This window comes from Bacillus sp. K7, from assembly GCF_053903245.1.
The window spans coordinates 956,815-974,109 of record NZ_CP096406.1 but is presented as its reverse complement, the minus strand read 5'-3'; the positions used below and the strand labels follow the sequence as shown (position 1 = coordinate 974,109).

At 41.9% G+C, this 17,295-nt stretch carries 18 protein-coding genes; 4 read left to right on the top strand and 14 right to left on the bottom strand.

Annotated elements, in window-relative coordinates; translation table 11 throughout:
- Positions 1-486 precede the first annotated feature (486 nt).
- Together M1D98_RS04875 and M1D98_RS04870 are read left to right on the top strand one after the other, a co-directional pair.
- A complete protein-coding gene (locus tag M1D98_RS04875; RefSeq protein WP_010327757.1) occupies positions 487-816 on the top strand; it encodes a PadR family transcriptional regulator in 330 nt (109 codons plus the stop codon).
- On the top strand, positions 791-1,360 hold the full coding sequence (locus M1D98_RS04870; RefSeq protein WP_010327756.1) for a DUF2812 domain-containing protein: 570 nt from the start codon (positions 791-793) through the stop codon (positions 1,358-1,360). Before M1D98_RS04875 ends, M1D98_RS04870 begins: the two co-directional genes overlap by 26 nt.
- A 236-nt stretch (positions 1,361-1,596) precedes the next feature.
- Here M1D98_RS04870 and tcyP read toward each other — a convergent pair whose 3' ends face one another.
- Positions 1,597-2,988 (bottom strand): L-cystine transporter TcyP, encoded by a 1,392-nt coding sequence (gene tcyP, locus M1D98_RS04865; protein WP_010327755.1) that lies wholly within the window; start codon positions 2,986-2,988, stop codon positions 1,597-1,599.
- Between the two features lie 172 nt (positions 2,989-3,160).
- Between tcyP and M1D98_RS04860 the strand changes: the two genes are divergently transcribed.
- Positions 3,161-4,240 (top strand): GGDEF domain-containing protein, encoded by a 1,080-nt coding sequence (locus tag M1D98_RS04860; RefSeq protein ID WP_268535060.1) that lies wholly within the window; start codon positions 3,161-3,163, stop codon positions 4,238-4,240.
- A gap of 2 nt (positions 4,241-4,242) precedes the next feature.
- Here M1D98_RS04860 and M1D98_RS04855 read toward each other — a convergent pair whose 3' ends face one another.
- Positions 4,243-5,073: a MetQ/NlpA family ABC transporter substrate-binding protein gene (locus tag M1D98_RS04855; protein WP_010327753.1), complete on the bottom strand. Its 831-nt coding sequence runs from the start codon at positions 5,071-5,073 to the stop codon at positions 4,243-4,245.
- 432 nt (positions 5,074-5,505) lie between these two features.
- Between M1D98_RS04855 and cspB the strand changes: the two genes are divergently transcribed.
- Positions 5,506-5,709: a cold shock-like protein CspB gene (cspB, locus tag M1D98_RS04850; RefSeq protein WP_003224086.1), complete on the top strand. Its 204-nt coding sequence runs from the start codon at positions 5,506-5,508 to the stop codon at positions 5,707-5,709.
- 91 nt (positions 5,710-5,800) lie between these two features.
- On the opposite strand, the gene M1D98_RS04845 is transcribed toward cspB, so the two are convergent.
- From M1D98_RS04845 to prkA, 12 genes are all read right to left on the bottom strand, one after another.
- Entirely contained in the window at positions 5,801-6,742 is a 942-nt protein-coding gene (locus tag M1D98_RS04845; RefSeq protein WP_121642201.1) for an ABC transporter permease, read from the bottom strand.
- Positions 6,735-7,652 carry an ATP-binding cassette domain-containing protein gene (locus tag M1D98_RS04840; RefSeq protein ID WP_456280053.1) on the bottom strand — a complete coding sequence of 306 codons (918 nt, stop codon included), beginning with the start codon at positions 7,650-7,652 and terminating at the stop codon, positions 6,735-6,737. Before M1D98_RS04840 ends, M1D98_RS04845 begins: the two co-directional genes overlap by 8 nt.
- Positions 7,653-7,673: 21 nt before the next feature.
- Positions 7,674-8,372: an ABC transporter ATP-binding protein gene (locus tag M1D98_RS04835; protein WP_268559567.1), complete on the bottom strand. Its 699-nt coding sequence runs from the start codon at positions 8,370-8,372 to the stop codon at positions 7,674-7,676.
- 1 nt (position 8,373) lies between these two features.
- On the bottom strand, positions 8,374-8,739 hold the full coding sequence (locus tag M1D98_RS04830; protein ID WP_010327749.1) for a GntR family transcriptional regulator: 366 nt from the start codon (positions 8,737-8,739) through the stop codon (positions 8,374-8,376).
- A gap of 2 nt (positions 8,740-8,741) precedes the next feature.
- Complete coding sequence (locus tag M1D98_RS04825) at positions 8,742-9,503, bottom strand: hypothetical protein (protein ID WP_121642198.1); 762 nt, start codon at positions 9,501-9,503, stop codon at positions 8,742-8,744.
- 165 nt (positions 9,504-9,668) lie between these two features.
- Complete coding sequence (locus M1D98_RS04820; RefSeq protein WP_121642197.1) at positions 9,669-10,043, bottom strand: hypothetical protein; 375 nt, start codon at positions 10,041-10,043, stop codon at positions 9,669-9,671.
- A 12-nt stretch (positions 10,044-10,055) separates the two neighbouring features.
- Positions 10,056-10,586, bottom strand: coding sequence for an NAD(P)H-dependent oxidoreductase (locus tag M1D98_RS04815; RefSeq protein WP_010327746.1), 531 nt, complete (start codon positions 10,584-10,586; stop codon positions 10,056-10,058).
- A gap of 22 nt (positions 10,587-10,608) precedes the next feature.
- Entirely contained in the window at positions 10,609-12,207 is a 1,599-nt protein-coding gene (locus tag M1D98_RS04810) for an MFS transporter (protein ID WP_010327745.1), read from the bottom strand.
- A gap of 40 nt (positions 12,208-12,247) precedes the next feature.
- Complete coding sequence (locus M1D98_RS04805) at positions 12,248-12,913, bottom strand: HlyD family secretion protein (RefSeq protein WP_082022490.1); 666 nt, start codon at positions 12,911-12,913, stop codon at positions 12,248-12,250.
- A gap of 39 nt (positions 12,914-12,952) precedes the next feature.
- Positions 12,953-13,411: a MarR family transcriptional regulator gene (locus M1D98_RS04800; RefSeq protein ID WP_010327743.1), complete on the bottom strand. Its 459-nt coding sequence runs from the start codon at positions 13,409-13,411 to the stop codon at positions 12,953-12,955.
- Between the two features lie 159 nt (positions 13,412-13,570).
- Entirely contained in the window at positions 13,571-14,749 is a 1,179-nt protein-coding gene (yhbH, locus tag M1D98_RS04795; protein ID WP_456280051.1) for a sporulation protein YhbH, read from the bottom strand.
- A gap of 179 nt (positions 14,750-14,928) precedes the next feature.
- Positions 14,929-16,824, bottom strand: coding sequence for a serine/threonine protein kinase PrkA (gene prkA / locus M1D98_RS04790; protein WP_010327741.1), 1,896 nt, complete (start codon positions 16,822-16,824; stop codon positions 14,929-14,931).
- Positions 16,825-17,295: the final 471 nt, after the last annotated feature.

Below are 17,295 nucleotides of genomic sequence, written 5' to 3'. Positions count from 1 at the left end.
CCTGCCTGTTTTAGAGTACAATGGGTAGCATTAAAAAAAATCCTTCTTGCGTGAAATAAACGTTTGAAGGATTTTTTTATTTATGCTGCCACTGAATCCAAAGCAATCTTTATCGATTCATGTTACCCCAACATTAAAAAGTTGAAGCAAGAACACTAGATAACACTGTTACTGCTAATATAACCCGCCTGGGTTTCATTATTTATATTCACTTTACGTAGGAAGTCCTGTTTCTGATGAAAAACTGCGCTACTTCAATCGCATTCTAAACGTTCATTCATTTTCATTGAATCAAAATATACATATGTCCATTAAATAATTCATACAAAAAGTCGCTTTCCCTTACATAAGGAAAGCGGCTTTTCAGGTTGATTCCCCCTTTTTATCAAGCTTTTACTTTTGAAAATATTGTTGACTATTCAGTTGAACTGTATTATGTTTTTATTAAGTTGAACTATATAGTTGAACTGAAGAGAGGGTGAGGGTATGAAACATAAATTATTACCGTTGTCTGAAACGATGCATTATATTTTATTAGCTCTGCGTGAACCACTCCATGGCTATGCCGTCATGCAGAAAATAGAAAAGATAAGTAACGGTACTGTTATGTTAGCTGCCGGTACACTATACGGTGCGATTGAAAACTTGAATAAGCATGGTTGGATTGAACCTGTTGGAGAGTCAGGCCGGAGAAAAGTTTATATGATAACTGCGGAAGGAAGCACCATTTTGAAAATGGAACAAAACAGGTTATTGCATATTTTATCCCTGTACGAAGGAAGTGAATCAAATGAAGAAAATGAAGATGTTTTTTGATATTGAAAAAGAGGAGCAATGGCTGAACGAGCAATTACAAAAGGGTTATCGTTGTACCAATATTAGCGGATTAGGGATATATTCTTTCAAAAAAACTGACAAGAGATATGTGATGCGACTGGATTATCAGGATTATTTGCCTAAGAAAAAGTTGGTCGAATACAAAGGGATATATGAAGACTTCGGTTGGATGTATATAAATGGATCCTGGCTTAGCGGAATACGATATTGGCAAAAAGAGGATGATGGTCAAAATGAAATCTTCTCGGATCGCCAATCAAAGTGTCATTATTATAAAAGATTGATGAATTATTCTTCTGGTTTAGGTTTACTGTGTTTGTTTTTTTCTTACATGATTTATAAGGATTCAGGTTTATATTTAACTGAAGGTCTTTGGAGTATGAAAGGTGCATGGTTTTGGAAAGCATTTTTATTTGAAACTCCATTTGCTCTTTTGAGGTTGCTTCCCGCCCTTATGTTTGCTTTCTTTGCCAGCAGTTACTACAAAGCGTATCGAAAGCATTCAATGTTAAAAGAACAATAATGAGAACACAGTCAGGCGCGCTTCTTTCATTCGTGGCTGAAATTCAGAAATCACAACATATCGCCGAAAGCCTCTTCAAGAATGTCTTGATCATGATCTAGGCACTCCTTCTGAACCCAGTTACTTCTGGACAGTGGAATAAAAGCATGAAAAAAGAACCCATGAACCCTTTACATGACAGGGTTCATGGGTTCTTTTATTGAAATGAACATCAAAACGAAGCGGGTTACACGCTGTTACGCTTCTTCAGCTTCAATCACTCTGGATTGATCATTGAATACATCTGTATCAATTTCCTTTGTGATCTTACTGGTAATAAGGCCTGATGTCATGCTTCCGCTGACATTCAGAGCAGTACGCCCCATGTCGATTAAAGGTTCGATTGAGATTAATAAACCAGCGAGCGCCACAGGCATATTTAATGATGATAAAACAAGAAGCGCTGCGAATGTCGCTCCGCCGCCAACTCCGGCAACACCGAAGGAGCTGATGGCCACGACTGCGATAACTGTGATGAGAAACACCGGATCAAACGGATTCTGGCCGATCGTCGGGGCAATCATCATCGCCAGCATCGCAGGATAAATGCCGGCGCATCCATTTTGCCCGATCGAAAGGCCAAACGAACCGGCAAAGTTGGCGATTCCTTCCGAGACGCCCATGCTTCTCTGTGTTTTAATATTCAACGGCAAAGCACCCGCGCTTGAGCGTGATGTAAATGCAAATACAAGTACAGGCAGCGCTTTTTTCAAATAAACAATCGGGTTCAAGCCGCTGAACGTCAGCAACAGCAAATGTATGATAAACATTGCGATTAACGCGGCATACGAAGCAACCACAAACATACCTAATTTCAAAATACTGTCAATATCACTCGTTGCGATCGTTTTGGTCATAATCGCCAGCACTCCATAAGGCGTCAGGCGCAAAATAAGGGTGACGACACGCATGACAATGGCATAAACGGCATCAACCAGCTTTTTAAACGTTTCCGCCTGTTCCGGCTGTTTACGTTTTACGCCGAGGAATGCCATTCCAAGAAAAGCCGCAAAAATAACGACAGCGATCGTTGAAGTCGGTCTAGCTCCTGTAAAATCTAAAAACGGGTTTCCCGGCAGCAGTTCCACAATCTGCTGCGGCAGCGTTTTTGCTGCCATATCCTCTGATTTCTGCTCAAGCTCCTGTCCCCGCGAAAGCTCGGTATCTCCTTGGTCAACCTGGATCGCCTGCAAATCAAAAGAAAGCGCGGACGCAATACCGACAGCTGCTGCTACAGCTGTTGTTGCCACTAAAATCCCGATAATTAAACCACTGATTTTCCCAAGATTTTTTGTCAGTTTCAGCTTTGTAAATGCACCGAGAATTGAAATAAAGACGAGCGGCATAACAACCATTTGAAGCAATTTGACATATCCGCCCCCGGCAATATTAAACCAGTCGGCTGTTTGAATGACTATATTTGAAGTCGGGCCGTAAATCAGCTGAAGCGCAAATCCGAATACAATCCCCAGCCCCAACGCAGTAAATACACGTTTAGAGAAGGAAACATGTTTTTTCTGCATAGCAAAAAGCCCTAAGATAAGTAACAATAAAATAAATACATGTAATACGACTAGTAAAGTCTCCAAAGCAGGTAAACTCTCCCTTCAAATTTTCTTTTTTACTATATTACACTAATTCCGATAGGTCAAGTACGAATTGTTTTAGCTTATGCCCCAAGGAAAAAAAAACCTTATATAATCCTTTTTTGTTCTTTTCTTTCCCTTCCATCTTTAGTACCTTATATAAAGGTGATGACATTTGCTGAAAGAACTGTTTGTAAACTTGACCATTTTAATCACATTTAATTATCTCTTCACCCACCTGTTTAAAGAAAGGTTAGTGCATAAAAAAGACAGCATATTCTTCCAAGCTGTTAAAGGACTGGCCTGCGGTTTGCTCGGGGTTATTCTGATGTTTTTCGGATTGGAATACCAGCATTCAATCATTGATCTTCGACATATCCCTATTATGATTGCCGCTCTTTATGGAGGCTGGGTTTCAACGGCAACGGCTTTGGTTGTGATTGCCGCAGGCCGTATGCTGATTACGATGAATACTTCTGCTATATTTTCTATGATTATCATTTGTATCGCTGCCATCCCGCCACTCATTGTTTCTAGAAGAAAAAAAGTTCAATTAAAACATGCTTTCTATCTTTTAATGATCACAAACAGTATGATCTCCTTTTTCTTTTATTTTCTTATAGATCTGCATTCATATGAACTTCACTTATATTTTTGGGTCACCTCATTAGCGGGCGGCATGCTCAGTTTATACATTATTGAGCATGAAACAAATGCACATCTGCTTTTTAAGCAATATAAATTTCAAGCGCACTTTGACTTTTTGACGGGCATATATAACCGAAGAAAATTTGAAGACATCACACAATCCCTGCATGAACAGGCGGCCAATACCCCGCATTTTCAATTTGCGCTGATTTATATAGATATCGACCACTTTAAAACCATCAATGACCAGTACGGACATCACGAAGGAGATCAGGTGCTGAAAGAGCTGGGGTCTCGTCTGAAGCTGAGCATCCGAAACACTGATCCTGCCGCACGGATTGGCGGCGAAGAATTTGCCGTGCTCCTGCCAAACTGTACGCTTGATAAAGCAGTCAGAATCGCGAAACGGATCAGGCGCAATGTCAGTGATACACCGATTGCATTAACAAATGGCGAAGAACTGTCAGTTACGATATCACTGGGAACCGCTCATTACCCCAATAATACGAAGCGTCCTGAATCTCTGCCGATTCTTGCCGATCAAATGCTTTACAAAGCGAAAGAAACAGGGCGGAACAAAGTATGTTTCTCAGAAAAAAAAGAATGAATTCAATGTACGAATTCATTCTTCCAATCTGAAAGACGTTTCAAAGGCAGAAAAGCCGGGACAAGGTCCCCCTGATATTCTTTTTCTATCAATACCGCTGTATCATCAGCTTGATAGAGCTCGAGAATGGTTTGCAGTGCTTCCCGATCCTGATCCTCCGTTCTGACGACAATCAAATTCATCTCTTCCTCAGACATGAACCCGCCGCTCTTTATGGCATGTTTTCCCGTCTGCAGCCCCGCTTTTTTGGCTTCAGAAGGTTTCATGACAAACACGTCGGCGCTTCTCACAGCATCCTGATGCCGGACTGCCTTCAATTTCAGGTGTCTCGGATTGTTTTTGATCATATCGGCTGAACCTGTTCCGTTAAATCCGTTTTTCAGCGTTAGCAATCCCGCCCCCTGAAGCACCGTAAGCGCCCTGCCAAAATCAAACGCTTTATCCGGAACAGACACCACAGCTCCGCGCGGTATATCTTGAATTGAGCCAAACCGCTTTGAATAAATGCCCATAGGCGTTATGTATGTTGTGCCAAGCGGCGCCAGCTTATGTTTGTATTTTTCAGTGAACGACCGAAAATATGAAATGGTTTGCAAGGCATTGGCATCAATTTCTTTGTTGGCAAGCGCGATATCAGACTCCGCATAATCAGAAAAAAAGATCAGTTCAATATCCAGTCCCGCCTCTTCTGCCTTCTCGGCAATATAATTCCATATTGCCTCGTCAGACTCAGCAATACCGATTTTTATCGATTCATGTTCTGCCGACGGTGAGCATGCAGTGAATGAAACGAGCAGAATAAAAACAAAACTGCATATAAGCCACTTTTTCATTGTGACCATACCCCTATCTATGTATTAGAGCATGCAATCAATATCAGACATAAAAATCGCTCTCTTTAGTTGATAAGCATTGTCATTTGTCATATTGATAACTTTTACCTTACGCATATCCAGTAGGGTTGTCAATTCCTATTATATTCTCTTCCCGTAAAGAGAGCATACCCAATACAAACATATGATCACGTATCGAAAAAGCAGATGAATCTCCGTGAATAAATATCAAATTGAAAAATAAATATGTTATTTTCCGAAAAAGTTTCATTTTGCAGTTGTTTTTTCTGAAGATTACTGGTAGAGTAAAGGTAATTATTTTTGTTCGAACTATCTTTAAGAAGAAAGTTTTGTAAGAGTTTTCGTCTTGAAAGTTTGTTAAGAGCAAGAATAGTGAATTTAAGCGTTATGATCGCTTTAGGAGGAAATTTCATGTTAGAAGGTAAAGTAAAATGGTTCAACTCTGAAAAAGGTTTCGGATTCATCGAAGTAGAAGGTCAAGACGATGTATTCGTTCATTTCTCTGCTATTCAAGGCGAAGGCTTCAAAACTTTAGAAGAAGGCCAAGCTGTTTCTTTTGAAATCGTTGAAGGAAACCGCGGACCACAAGCTGCTAACGTTACTAAAGAAGCGTAAGCATAAATTGATATGAAAAACTGCAGGTGCAAGCCTGCAGTTTTTATTTCGATAAAAAAGCTGTTTTGCTTATGCAAAACAGCTTTTTTCATTAGTTCGCAATATCTCGTTTCATGAAGATTCCAAAAGCAAGCAGCAAAAAGACAACAAAGTAAACTGCCAGCATCACAATGGAGAAAGTCATTGTCATCCCTTCTACCAACGGTGAGCCCTCTACATATTGCATTAAACTAACATTGGCAAATAAAATATACTTCGCCCAGTCAAATTTCAACGCAATAAATGCAGTGGCTGTCGTACCCGTTACCAACAAAAAGATGGAAAAGCCTACTGCTAGAGAGCTGTTTCTAAAGACAGCCGACAGCATAAACGCCATCGTTGCGATCATTAAAGCTGCAACGGATTCTGAAAGATACGTTTTCGCCAAATATCCCATCATGTTTTGCTCAATGACATGGCCGTCCTTGTAGATTAAATGAACATTCGCAGCAGTGTCCCCGCCTGTCCCGAAGAAGATCAGCCCTAATAAAGCGGACCCCATAAATAAAATAAACAGCAATAAAAACCCAAACAGGAGAACTGTAATATATTTAGAGAGCAAAATCTGAAAACGGCTGAGCGGCCGGATCATTAACAGCTTAATCGTTCCCCAATTAAATTCGTTCGCGACAATTCCGGCTGCGATAATAATGGTGAATAGACCGGTGAGGATCGTAAAACCCGCTGAATCCGTTACATAAGACCAAACAGTATACCCTGCGTCATCAGGGATGTTATGTTCAATACGATAGTTGTTGACTGTAATTGGTTCTTCATAGCCATCTTTCAGTGAAGGATCTTCTTTGATTTCTTTCTTCAATGCGGCATTTTCCGCTTGAAGCGTTTGTTTCCATTTCGGATTTGCTTCATCGGATGTAAAGTGGTTTGTTAAAAACGCCCAGCCAATCATTGTTAAAGCCAGAATCCCGATCATCACCCATGTTCCGGCACGGCTGAAAATTTTGACCCATTCATTATAAATCAAATTAAGCATGTTGAACCTCCTCTTTTGCTTCACCTGTTACTTCTAAGAAACGGTCCTCTAATGATTTAGCCTTTACTTTTACTTCATAAATCCGGATTTGCTGCATCACCAGCAATTCAATGGCCGCAGGAACTTCGTCTTTAGACAATTTGACTTCTATACCGTTTGTCTTGCCAACCAACTCATACTCCTTTAGAACAGAAGCGGCTTCATTCGGCTGCTCAACGGTGATGAAATATGTATCTTTTTCATCAGTGAGATCATCTTTTACATTTTGAATATCGATAAGCTTCCCTTTTTGCAAAATCGCAATTCGGTCACACATCAATTCCATTTCTGAAAGCAGGTGGCTTGAAACGATGACAGCCATTCCTCTTTCTCGCGTCAGTTTTTTTAAATGATCTCTGATTTCCCTGATACCAGCCGGATCAAGGCCGTTTGTCGGTTCATCCAAAATGAGCACTTTCGGATCATGAAGAAGACATTGCGCCAAGCCAAGACGCTGTCTCATCCCAAGTGAATATGTTTTCACCTTGTCATGGATTCTGTCCGTTAAACCGACTAGTTCAATGACTTGATCAATTTTCTCCTTCGTAACGCCCTTGACCATCCTTGCGTATTGCTGGAGATTTTTATATCCACTTAAGAATTTATACAGCTCTGGGTTTTCTACGATCGCCCCAATATGCTTAATCGCCTTGGCGTACTCTTTCGTAATGGATTGGCCGCAAATAAGCACATCACCTTTTGATAGTTTCATTAATCCCACCATCATCCGGATGGTCGTCGTTTTCCCTGCTCCGTTCGGCCCCAAAAAACCGAATACTTCGCCTTCACGAATCGAAAAACTCAGATGATCAATAATCGTTCGGCCTCTGATGTTTTTTGTTACATTTTTTAACTCCAACACTGTCTTCATCATGTTCCTCCTCATTCTTTTCTAGTAAACTTCCATTTTTGATTTAAACCACTGCAAAACAGACATGCCTTCCTGCTCACGAATCTCCTCCACATCACGCTGCGCAACTTTCTCTCCATTGGCAAGCACGATGACTTCGTCAAGCAAGGTTTCTATTTCATCAATCTCATGTGTGGCGATGACGACAATCTGCTGCTCAAAATCAATGTACGAAACCAGACTGTTTACGATAGAGTCCCTGACCATCGGATCAAGCCCGGAAAAGGGTTCATCAAGCAAGATGACGGATGCCCTTCTTGCTAAAGCAAGGACGATTTTCAGCCTTCCCCGATTTCCTTTTGATAACTTTTTGATCTTTTTTTCCGGATCCAGCTGCATCTCATTCAACAGCTTATACGCTTGTTCTGTTTGAAAATCAGGAAATTGTGACTGATAAAAATTCACCATATCCTTTACAGTAAAGTGCGGATAAAACATATCAAGCTCTGTAAGATATGCCGTTTGACGCACCATATCTCTCGTAATCGGCTCTTCATCCGCTTTCACGAATCCTGAAGTCGGAAAGAGAAGGCCAGCCATCATTTTTAAGGTCGTTGACTTTCCGCTGCCGTTTGGACCAATCAAACCATAAATCCGTCCGGATGATAAAGAGATCGATACATCTTGAACAGCGGTGTGGCGGCCGTATTTTTTTGATACATGTTCTAAAGTGATTTCCATCTCAATCTCCCTCAGTGAATGTTTTAATCCTTTCCACCATATCTTCTTTCGTTAGCCCCAGCTCTGTCATTTGCTTCACAAAGCCTTCCAGCACTTCTCGTGTCAGCCTGTCCTTCAGCTCATCTACGATGTCTGCTTTCTCCGCAATAAACGTCCCTTGACCTCTTCTTGTCTCCACAATACCCAGCCTTTCCATCTCACTGTATGTTCTTTGAATTGTATTGGGATTTACCTTGGTTTGAATCGCCATTTCTCTTACAGAAGGAAGCTTGTCTCCTGGAAGCAGCTCCTTCCTGACCAGCCGATAAAAAATCTGGTCAGCAATCTGCAAATAAATCGGTTTTGAAGACTGGAAATGATTGTCCATATTCACACCTCAATTTTACGATCAAGCAGTTTAGAAGCCGCGATAAGCAGCAGGATTGTGATAACGATGGCGATAGGAAACCCAAGCACGGATAGATGTATCGGTTTTAATTCCACACTCCAAACGTCGCGTAATTGGAAATCAAAATCACAATAAACGGTTACAGGCCAGAAATGCTTTTGAGATACCACTAGAGGGCTTATGATGTATTCATCGAAGAAGTACCACACCCCGGCCAGCAGTCCCATCGCAGCCCAACGCAATCCGCGCCAATTCCTAAGCGAGTGAAAAACACTCCAGAACACAATCACTGTCACTGACATATATAGCGAGGAAATAAGACCATATATATTCAGCAAAATCGGTGTACTTGTTAAATCAGCTTGATGCACCAGCAGGTTTTTCACAGAGAGCATATGATAAATCCATATGCCATAAGCGGTTAATGCCAATTGAATCAGAAATTGATAGAGCAAAGATGCAGCCAATTTGGAAGAAAGCAGCCGGAAACCGCCATTTGGATTGTACAGCCATAGCTGTGATTTCCCTTCTTTGTGGAGGTGCATATACACAAAAACAGGGGATAAGAAAAGCAGAAAAAAAGCAACTGCAGCAAAGAAACCTAAAATGACAAGCGGTTCTTTCGTGCGAGAAGCTATGATATGACCTGTCCCCAAACAGAATATGATTCCGCAACTCCATACTAGCAGCCATATTCTAGAAAGTTTTATATCTTTCTTTAGCAGGCCTATAAAAGAACCCATGTCTTTCCCTCCCGGAAACCTCTTCAGTGTATGAGTAAAATAGTACACTAGATCAATTCAAAATACAACTTATTCCATGGATTTATTTGATAAAAAAACATAATCCATACATGCTAACAGCAAAAAAGGCAAATCCGCCATGAATAAACGGATTTGCCTTTTTTATCACTTATTCTTGTTTTTCATGGAAAGCAGCACATTTCGATAGCTGCTGTCCTGCATTTTGTCACTTGTCTCAGTGACCTCTTCTTCTGCCTGATCTTCATCAGAATGCTTAAACTTTTGCAGCGCCTGCCTGTAAATATCATCACCCATTGCGTCCCGTTTCTCTTTTGGAGAATCGTTTTCCACAACGGCTGGTGTATGCTCGGCCGCTCTTGCTTCAGCAGGGTATTGCGCTTCGCTATTTCCCTCTTCTGGAGGGGCGATTCTTTCGGCTTTTTCTTGCTTCTCGGGTCCAGGTGAGGCGTTGCGGACGTTAAATGTAATAAGAGCCGCAATGACTATGACAGCAGCAATAATTGCTAGAATAATGGCCATTTTAACCTCTCCTTACTGTCCTGCTGTTAGGTTTCCTGTGACTTGGCTGACGCGTCTTCCTAAGGCGCGTCCAAGCTGAATACCTTCCTCAGACATTAACTCATCACTGTCAACCGGACAAGTGACGCCTGCTCCGTAATAAGAGCCGTACAGCGCGTTTTCTGGCACGTTTCCAGGCAAGCCGACAACGATCATGCCTTGGTGGAACATCGGTGTCATCAAGTTGTGCATTGTCATTTCCAAGCCGCCGTGTGTTGTTGCCGTTGTGCAGAAAACAGCGCCGACTTTGTTGATCAGCTCGCCTTCAGCCCATAAGTAGCCAAGTCTGTCGATCCAAGCTTTCAGACCGGAGCTGATTGTTCCGAAATGACCAGGGCATCCCCAAATAATTGCATCCATATCTTTCAGCTTGCGGATATCAGCCTGATCGACATGGTCGATCAGCACCTCAGCCGCCTCGTTTTCTTTCGCGCCTTCAGCAATGGCTTCTGCAAGAGCCTTTGTGTGTTCACCTTCACTGTCATACACTACATAAATTTTCATTCAGGAAACCTCCTTGTACAGATTAAGATTCCTTCACTTCTTTAGGAGCCGGAAGCAATGAAAGCTCCTCTTTTTTCTTTTTACGCAATTTATCTTTTCTGACGTCACGCAGGAAGATACTTAAAATTAATCCTGCTACGCAGAATAATGTTGCCCACATAAAAGCGTCATTAATCCCCATGACGTTTGAATCGAGTGTCGCGTGTTTATAAATATGAGAGTAGACATACGTTTTCGCTGTCTCGTAGGAAACATTCATATTCACCATTATATTCGAAACTGCATTTTGGAAAGCATGGAGGAAGTTCGGGTCCGCCGTGCTTGTTTTATCTGCAATTTGTGAGTAATGGAATGTCGTACGGTTTGTATAAATCGTCGTGATTAAGCTTGTACCGATTGATCCGCTGATTTGGCGAAGCGTGTTGCTCATCGCCGTACCGTGGCTGTTCAGGCGGGCAGGAAGCTGGTTCATCCCCGCTGTCATAACGGGCATCATCAAGAGTGACATACCGAAGGCACGGATTGAGTAAATCAGCATGATGTGTGTATACGGTGTATCAATCGTTAATTGCGTATATTGATATGTTGTAACCACTGTCACGAGAAGGCCGATAATCGCGAGCGGTCTCGGACCGAATTTATCAAACAAAATACCTGAGATCGGTGACATGATCAGCATGACAATCGCACCCGGAAGCAGAAGCAGCCCGGATTGCAGCGCCGTAAAGCCGACAAGATTTTGCAGGTAAATTGGCAGCAGGAACATACCAGTGTACAGCGCTACTGTAATGATGATATTAATGACACTTGATAGTGAGAAAATATCATATTTAAACACTCTGAAATCAAGCATCGGATCGTCATGGCGCAATTGCTGAACAACAAAAGCAACAATGGCTATGACACCAATAATAACTGTAGACAGGACGATCGGATCTGTCCAGCCGTCAGAACCAGCTTCACTGACTCCGTATAGCAAGGAGGCGAATCCGACAATGGAAAGAATCGCTCCAAGCGTATCGAGCTTGATTTTTTGCGGCTCCACCATGTTTTTAAAGATGAAGAAAGCCACGATAATAATAATGGCACCGATCGGCACAAGGCCGTAAAACATAATGCGCCATGTATAATTCTCAATGATCCACCCAGAAAGAGTCGGGCCGACCGCAGGAGCAAACATCATCGCAAGTCCGAAGATCCCCATTCCTTTCCCCCTGCTTTCAGGAGGGAAGATAAACAGAATGGTTGTCATAACGAGCGGCTGCAAGATACCTCCGCCCACGGCCTGAATCAAACGGCCGACCAGCATTGTGGAAAAGTTAGGTGCGATACCGCAGACTAATGTTCCGAGTGTAAAACAAAACATGGCGACGAGAAAGAGACTCCGTTGGCCAAATCTTGTAATCAAGAAAGCAGATAACGGAATTAAAACGCCGTTAACAAGCATGTAACCTGTTGTGAGCCACTGAATCGTCGTTGCACTTACACCAAATTCAGTCATTAAGTGCGGCATTGCGACGTTAAGCAGCGTTTGGTTGAGTATTGCCAAAAACAACCCTGCCATTAGCACAATCAGCAATGACTTTGGGCTTTTTGCTTTATTTTCTTTGCCTGTAGCCATCTAAGACAACCTCCTTTCATGGTTTGATGACTGATCTGTTTTACTCAGAAATCTTAACAGATGCATTCATACCAGGAAGCACCTTATCAGATGGGTTTTTGATTGAGATTTTCACTGGAACCTTTTGTGTGACTTTTGTATAGTTACCGCTTGAATTTGTAGATGGAAGCATATCAAAAGTTGAATTTGTCGCATAACCGATCTCTTCCACAGTCCCGTCAAATGTTGTATTAGGATCTCCATCAACGACTACGTCTACACTATTACCTACTTCAACATCTGCAATATCTGTTTCTTTAATATTCGCAGTGATGTAGAGGTGGTCCATGTCAATTGTTTGGGCAATTGTTGTGCCAGCTTGTACTGTTTGTCCGTTTTTCACTTCGTTTTTCACAATTGTTCCATCCATGATGGATTTTACGTCAACAGATTGTTCACCTTTAATTTTTGCGACTGTGTCGCCTTTTTTGACTGTTTTTCCTTCTTCAAGGTCCCAGTCAGATACTTTGCCTGCTGCTGGTGCTGTAATGGCAGCCATATCGCCGGCTACTTTCGCTTCGTCTGTTTTGATAAAGTTTGTGCTTTGATAATAGTAATAAGCACCTCCGCCTATAATTGCAAGAACAACAATCAAACCGATAATGTTGGTCAGAATTAAACGTCCTCTGTTCATTTTGTTTTCTCCTTTCGTTTCATCCTCTATCATTTTGCGGAACGCTGGTGAAATTATGTGAGAAGTTTTTCATTACCGCTTTTCTGAACAGCCTTCAGCAAGCATCGTTAAGCTTCCGGCAAGCTTACGCAAATATTGAAGCTGGGATGTATCAAGCTTTTGGTACAAACCCGCGCCCATTTTTGCATATTGTACAGCGGCTTTTTCTATCAGTTCTTCCCCCTCTTCGGTTAACTGAATCATGACGATACGACGGTCATCCGGACTGTCAAATCGATTCATCAATCGGCGCTTATATAAAATATCTGTCATCCGCGTCACTGAAGCAGGTTTAAGATCAAGCGACACCGCCAGCTTGCTTAGTGGGGTGCTTCCGCTTTGATGAATTTTAAACATCAGCAAGTATTGAAGGACTGTAATATCAAAAGGCTCAAGCACAATCTCCAATATCTTCTTCTGTTTCTTATAAATCGCCCGAGACGTATCGAAGAGCTGTTCAAAAGTGAGCAAAGCACGTTCTGATTCAGTCAACTCGTTTTCACCTCATTCCTCAATAATAGTTCACAAGATAAAATATTAATAAATGAAAGGAGATTTGTCAAAGGAAAAATTTCTTTTCTTCTCGTATTTTTTTCGCAACCGTTTTCTTACTTTTATTAAATTAAAAAAAGCCCTGGAATGGGCTTTTCATTACGAAAATTGGCGGCTTACGCCAGACTCTTCATTTTTGAAAAAATTCTTCAATGCCTGAAACACATCAGACTTCTGTTTTAAAATATAGTACTTAAATTTATCGTCTTTCACATTTTTGTATGCAGACATTAACGTTGAATGCCTGTTGTACTGATTGACCTCTCCGTAGCAGAAAAGATTCGCTTTCTTCATAATATCATTGACCAATTTCACACAGCGCGCGTTATCAGATGTGAGGTTGTCACCGTCAGAAAAATGAAACGGGTAAATATTATAGCGGGCGGGATCGTACTTTTCATTAATCAGCTCAAGCGATTTTCGGTATACGGAAGAACAGATTGTGCCGCCGCTTTCTCCCTTTGAGAAGAAGTCCTCCTCCGACACGACTTTTGCTTCTGTATGATGGGCAATAAATTCAATTTCTACAGTCTCATACTTCGTCCGCAAAAAACGGGTCATCCAGAAAAAGAAGCTTCTGGCCATGTATTTTTCCCAAACACCCATACTGCCGCTTGTATCCATCATCGCTAAGACGACAGCTTTTGACTCGGGCTTTGTTATGTCATTCCACGTCTTATACTTCAGATCCTCCGGGTAAATCGGATAGAACGATGGCTTCCCTGACATCGCGTTTCGTTTAAAAGCTGACATCATCGTTCTTTTCTTATCAATATTACCGGTTAGCCCTGTTTTACGGATATCATTAAATTCAATATCTGTATGAATGATATTGTCCCGCTCTTTTTGCTGGAGATTCGGAAGCTCCAGTTGCTTAAAAAGCGCTTCTTCTAAATCCATTAATGAAACTTCTGCTTCATAATAATCCTCGCCTGCCTGGTCACCGGCCCCCTGCCCTTTTCCGGGTCCCTGTTTTTTGTCTGACCCATCCCGGGCCACAACATCCCCAACCTGGCTGTCGCCTTCTCCTTGCCCCACATGTTTATTTTTATCATAGTTATAACGGATTTTATACTCATCCAGTGAACGGATTGGGATCTTCACTACATCTTTTCCATTAGACATAATAATGCTTTCTTCAGTCACGAGGTCAGGAAGATTGTTTTTAATCGCTTCCTGCACTTTTTTCTGGTGGCGCTGCTGGTCGTCAAAACCTTTGCGATGGAGGGACCAGTTTTCCTCAGAAATCAAAAAATGGCCGCTGTCATTTTGGGACATGAATCCTCCTCCTTACCCATTTGTGGTCGTGATACATACGTATTCCTGCTTGTTTCAGATTATGAAACAAGTCTTTCGAAAAGATTTATATTCATCATATGCACTCAAACACAGTTCATTGACAAACTATTTAGAAAATGGGACAAAATAACCCGCCCTATTCGGACGGGTCACGTTGCTTATCGGTTCAGCAGGCTGCCGACATATTTCAGCAGTTCATTGGCGCTCGTCGAGTTGTAGCCGTGCTCATCAATTAAACGGGCCACGACTTCATTTACCTTTTTCAGCTGCTGCTCATCCGGCGTTTTGGTTGAAGTCGTAATTTTAACAACATCCTTCAGATCAGCAAACAACTTTTTCTGAATGGCTTCACGCAGTCTTTCATGAGAATTGTAATCAAACCGCTTTCCTTTTCTCGCATAGGCCGAGATGCGGATTAAGATTTCTTCGCGAAACGCTTTTTTGGCGTTTTCCGAAATGCCGATCTGCTCTTCGATAGATCTCATCAGCTTTTCGTCAGGGTTCATTTCTTCTCCCGTCAAAGGATCGCGCAGCTTGTTTTTATTGCAGTAGGCCTCTACGTTATCAAGGTAATTGTCCATAAGCGTTTTTGCTGATTCTTCATATGAATATACAAACGCTTTTTGAACTTCCTTTTTCGCAATGTCGTCATATTCCTTGCGGGCGGCAGAAATAAAATTCAAAAACCTCTCCCTGTCCTCACTCGAAATGGAAGGATGCTGATCAAGACCTTCTTTTAAGGAACGGAGAACATCAAGTGAATTAATCGATTCCATATTTTTTCTGATAATGGTTGAAGAAATCCGGTTGATCACGTACCGCGGATCAATGCCGCTCATGCCTTCATCATGATATTCTTTTTTCATATCCTCAACGTCGACAGAATTATAGCCTTCTACACTTTCTCCATCATACAGTCTCATTTTCTTGACCAGATCAATATCTGATCGTTTCGGTTCTTTTAATCGGGTGAGAATCGAGAACATCGCAGCGACCTTCAGCGTATGCGGGGCAATATGAACATCCGACACATCGCTTTCCGCGATCATTTTTTCATAAATTCTCTCTTCCTCAGACACTTTCAAATTATAAGGAACCGGCATCACAATGATTCTTGAGTGCAGAGCTTCATTCTTCTTATTAGAAATAAATGAGCGATATTCCGTTTCATTCGTGTGAGCTACGATCAGCTCATCAGCAGAAATTAACGCAAATCGCCCGGCTTTAAAATTCCCTTCCTGTGTCAATGAAAGCAAATGCCAAAGAAATTTCTCATCACATTTCAGCATTTCCTGAAACTCCATCATCCCGCGGTTCGCTTTATTCAGCTCTCCGTCAAACCGGTAAGCGCGCGGATCCGATTCTGAACCATACTCGGCAATGGTTGAGAAATCTATACTTCCCGTCAAATCGGCAATATCCTGAGATTTCGGATCAGACGGGCTGAATGTTCCAATTCCCGTACGTTTATCTTCTGAAAAAAAGATGCGCTCAACCTTCACATCCTCAATTCTTCCTCCGTATTCTTCCTCCAGTCTCATGACATTTAATGGAGATAGACTTCCTTCTATTCTAATGCCGTATTCTCTGTAAAAGTCATCACGCAAATGATGGGGGATTAAATGCAAAGGATCCTCGTGCATCGGGCAGCCTTTAATCGCATAGACAGCCCCATTATCCGTCAGGGTGTACGCTTCGAGACCTTTTTTAAGCATCGTGACCAGCGTTGATTTACCGCCGCTCACAGGTCCCATCAGCAATAGGATCCGCTTTCTGACATCAAGCCGTTTCGCGGCCGGATGAAAATACTCTTCCACAAGACGCTCAAGTGATTCCTCAAGCCCAAACAGCTCGCGGTCAAAAAAGCTGTACTTCTTCCGTCCGTCAACCTCCTCTATCCCGCTGTCTTTTATCATATTAAAAACACGAGAATGAGCAGATTGCGCGACCATTGGATTTTCTTTTATAATCTGCAAATAATCGGCGAATGTTCCTTCCCATTTCAGCCGCTGCTCTTCCTCTCTGTACTGTTCAATTTTCTTTAATATATCCATAAGGACCTCCTCCATCATGTTTGTTGCACTATGCAAATAAGGTACTTTGATACAATCTATGCCGCCATCCCGTGATACATGCTTTGGTTTCTTAAATAAAGATCCTTACACGGGCGTTGACAAGGCAGACTGTGACCGTTCATAATAAAGAAAATAACAGAATCATCCAGACTCGGGCATCACGGAAAAATTGTAGAGGGGGAGAGACGGTGAAAACAATCATCATGATGGGTGTCATTGTCACTTTTTTAGTATCAATTTTTACCGCAGGATACGAAAGCAAGCCGGGGAAAGAATAAAAAAGGGTGCTCCTGACAAGGGCACCCTTTTTGCGTAACATAACAATGTTTTACACTTGAGTGTTTTCTGCAACCTTGGACTAATCATCACGTTTGCATGTGTTAATGGCACTCGATTGTTTCGATGGTGCATCCCGCAGCAGACAGCCCTTCACCTTTGATTTTGACATGG

Bases quoted from the DNA above. Each gene is read 5' to 3' on its own strand.
- M1D98_RS04875 (WP_010327757.1), top strand. From the start codon at position 487: ATGAAACATAAATTATTACCGTTGTCTGAAACGATGCATTATATTTTA.
- M1D98_RS04870 (WP_010327756.1), top strand. From the start codon at position 791: ATGAAGAAAATGAAGATGTTTTTTGATATTGAAAAAGAGGAGCAATGG.
- M1D98_RS04855 (WP_010327753.1), bottom strand. From the start codon at position 5,073: ATGAAAAAGTGGCTTATATGCAGTTTTGTTTTTATTCTGCTCGTTTCA.
- cspB (WP_003224086.1), top strand. From the start codon at position 5,506: ATGTTAGAAGGTAAAGTAAAATGGTTCAACTCTGAAAAAGGTTTCGGA.
- M1D98_RS04845 (WP_121642201.1), bottom strand. From the start codon at position 6,742: ATGCTTAATTTGATTTATAATGAATGGGTCAAAATTTTCAGCCGTGCC.
- M1D98_RS04840 (WP_456280053.1), bottom strand. From the start codon at position 7,652: ATGAAGACAGTGTTGGAGTTAAAAAATGTAACAAAAAACATCAGAGGC.
- M1D98_RS04835 (WP_268559567.1), bottom strand. From the start codon at position 8,372: ATGGAAATCACTTTAGAACATGTATCAAAAAAATACGGCCGCCACACC.
- M1D98_RS04830 (WP_010327749.1), bottom strand. From the start codon at position 8,739: ATGGACAATCATTTCCAGTCTTCAAAACCGATTTATTTGCAGATTGCT.
- M1D98_RS04825 (WP_121642198.1), bottom strand. From the start codon at position 9,503: ATGGGTTCTTTTATAGGCCTGCTAAAGAAAGATATAAAACTTTCTAGA.
- M1D98_RS04820 (WP_121642197.1), bottom strand. From the start codon at position 10,043: ATGGCCATTATTCTAGCAATTATTGCTGCTGTCATAGTCATTGCGGCT.
- M1D98_RS04815 (WP_010327746.1), bottom strand. From the start codon at position 10,586: ATGAAAATTTATGTAGTGTATGACAGTGAAGGTGAACACACAAAGGCT.
- M1D98_RS04810 (WP_010327745.1), bottom strand. From the start codon at position 12,207: ATGGCTACAGGCAAAGAAAATAAAGCAAAAAGCCCAAAGTCATTGCTG.
- M1D98_RS04805 (WP_082022490.1), bottom strand. From the start codon at position 12,913: ATGATAGAGGATGAAACGAAAGGAGAAAACAAAATGAACAGAGGACGT.
- yhbH (WP_456280051.1), bottom strand. From the start codon at position 14,749: ATGTCCCAAAATGACAGCGGCCATTTTTTGATTTCTGAGGAAAACTGG.
- prkA (WP_010327741.1), bottom strand. From the start codon at position 16,824: ATGGATATATTAAAGAAAATTGAACAGTACAGAGAGGAAGAGCAGCGG.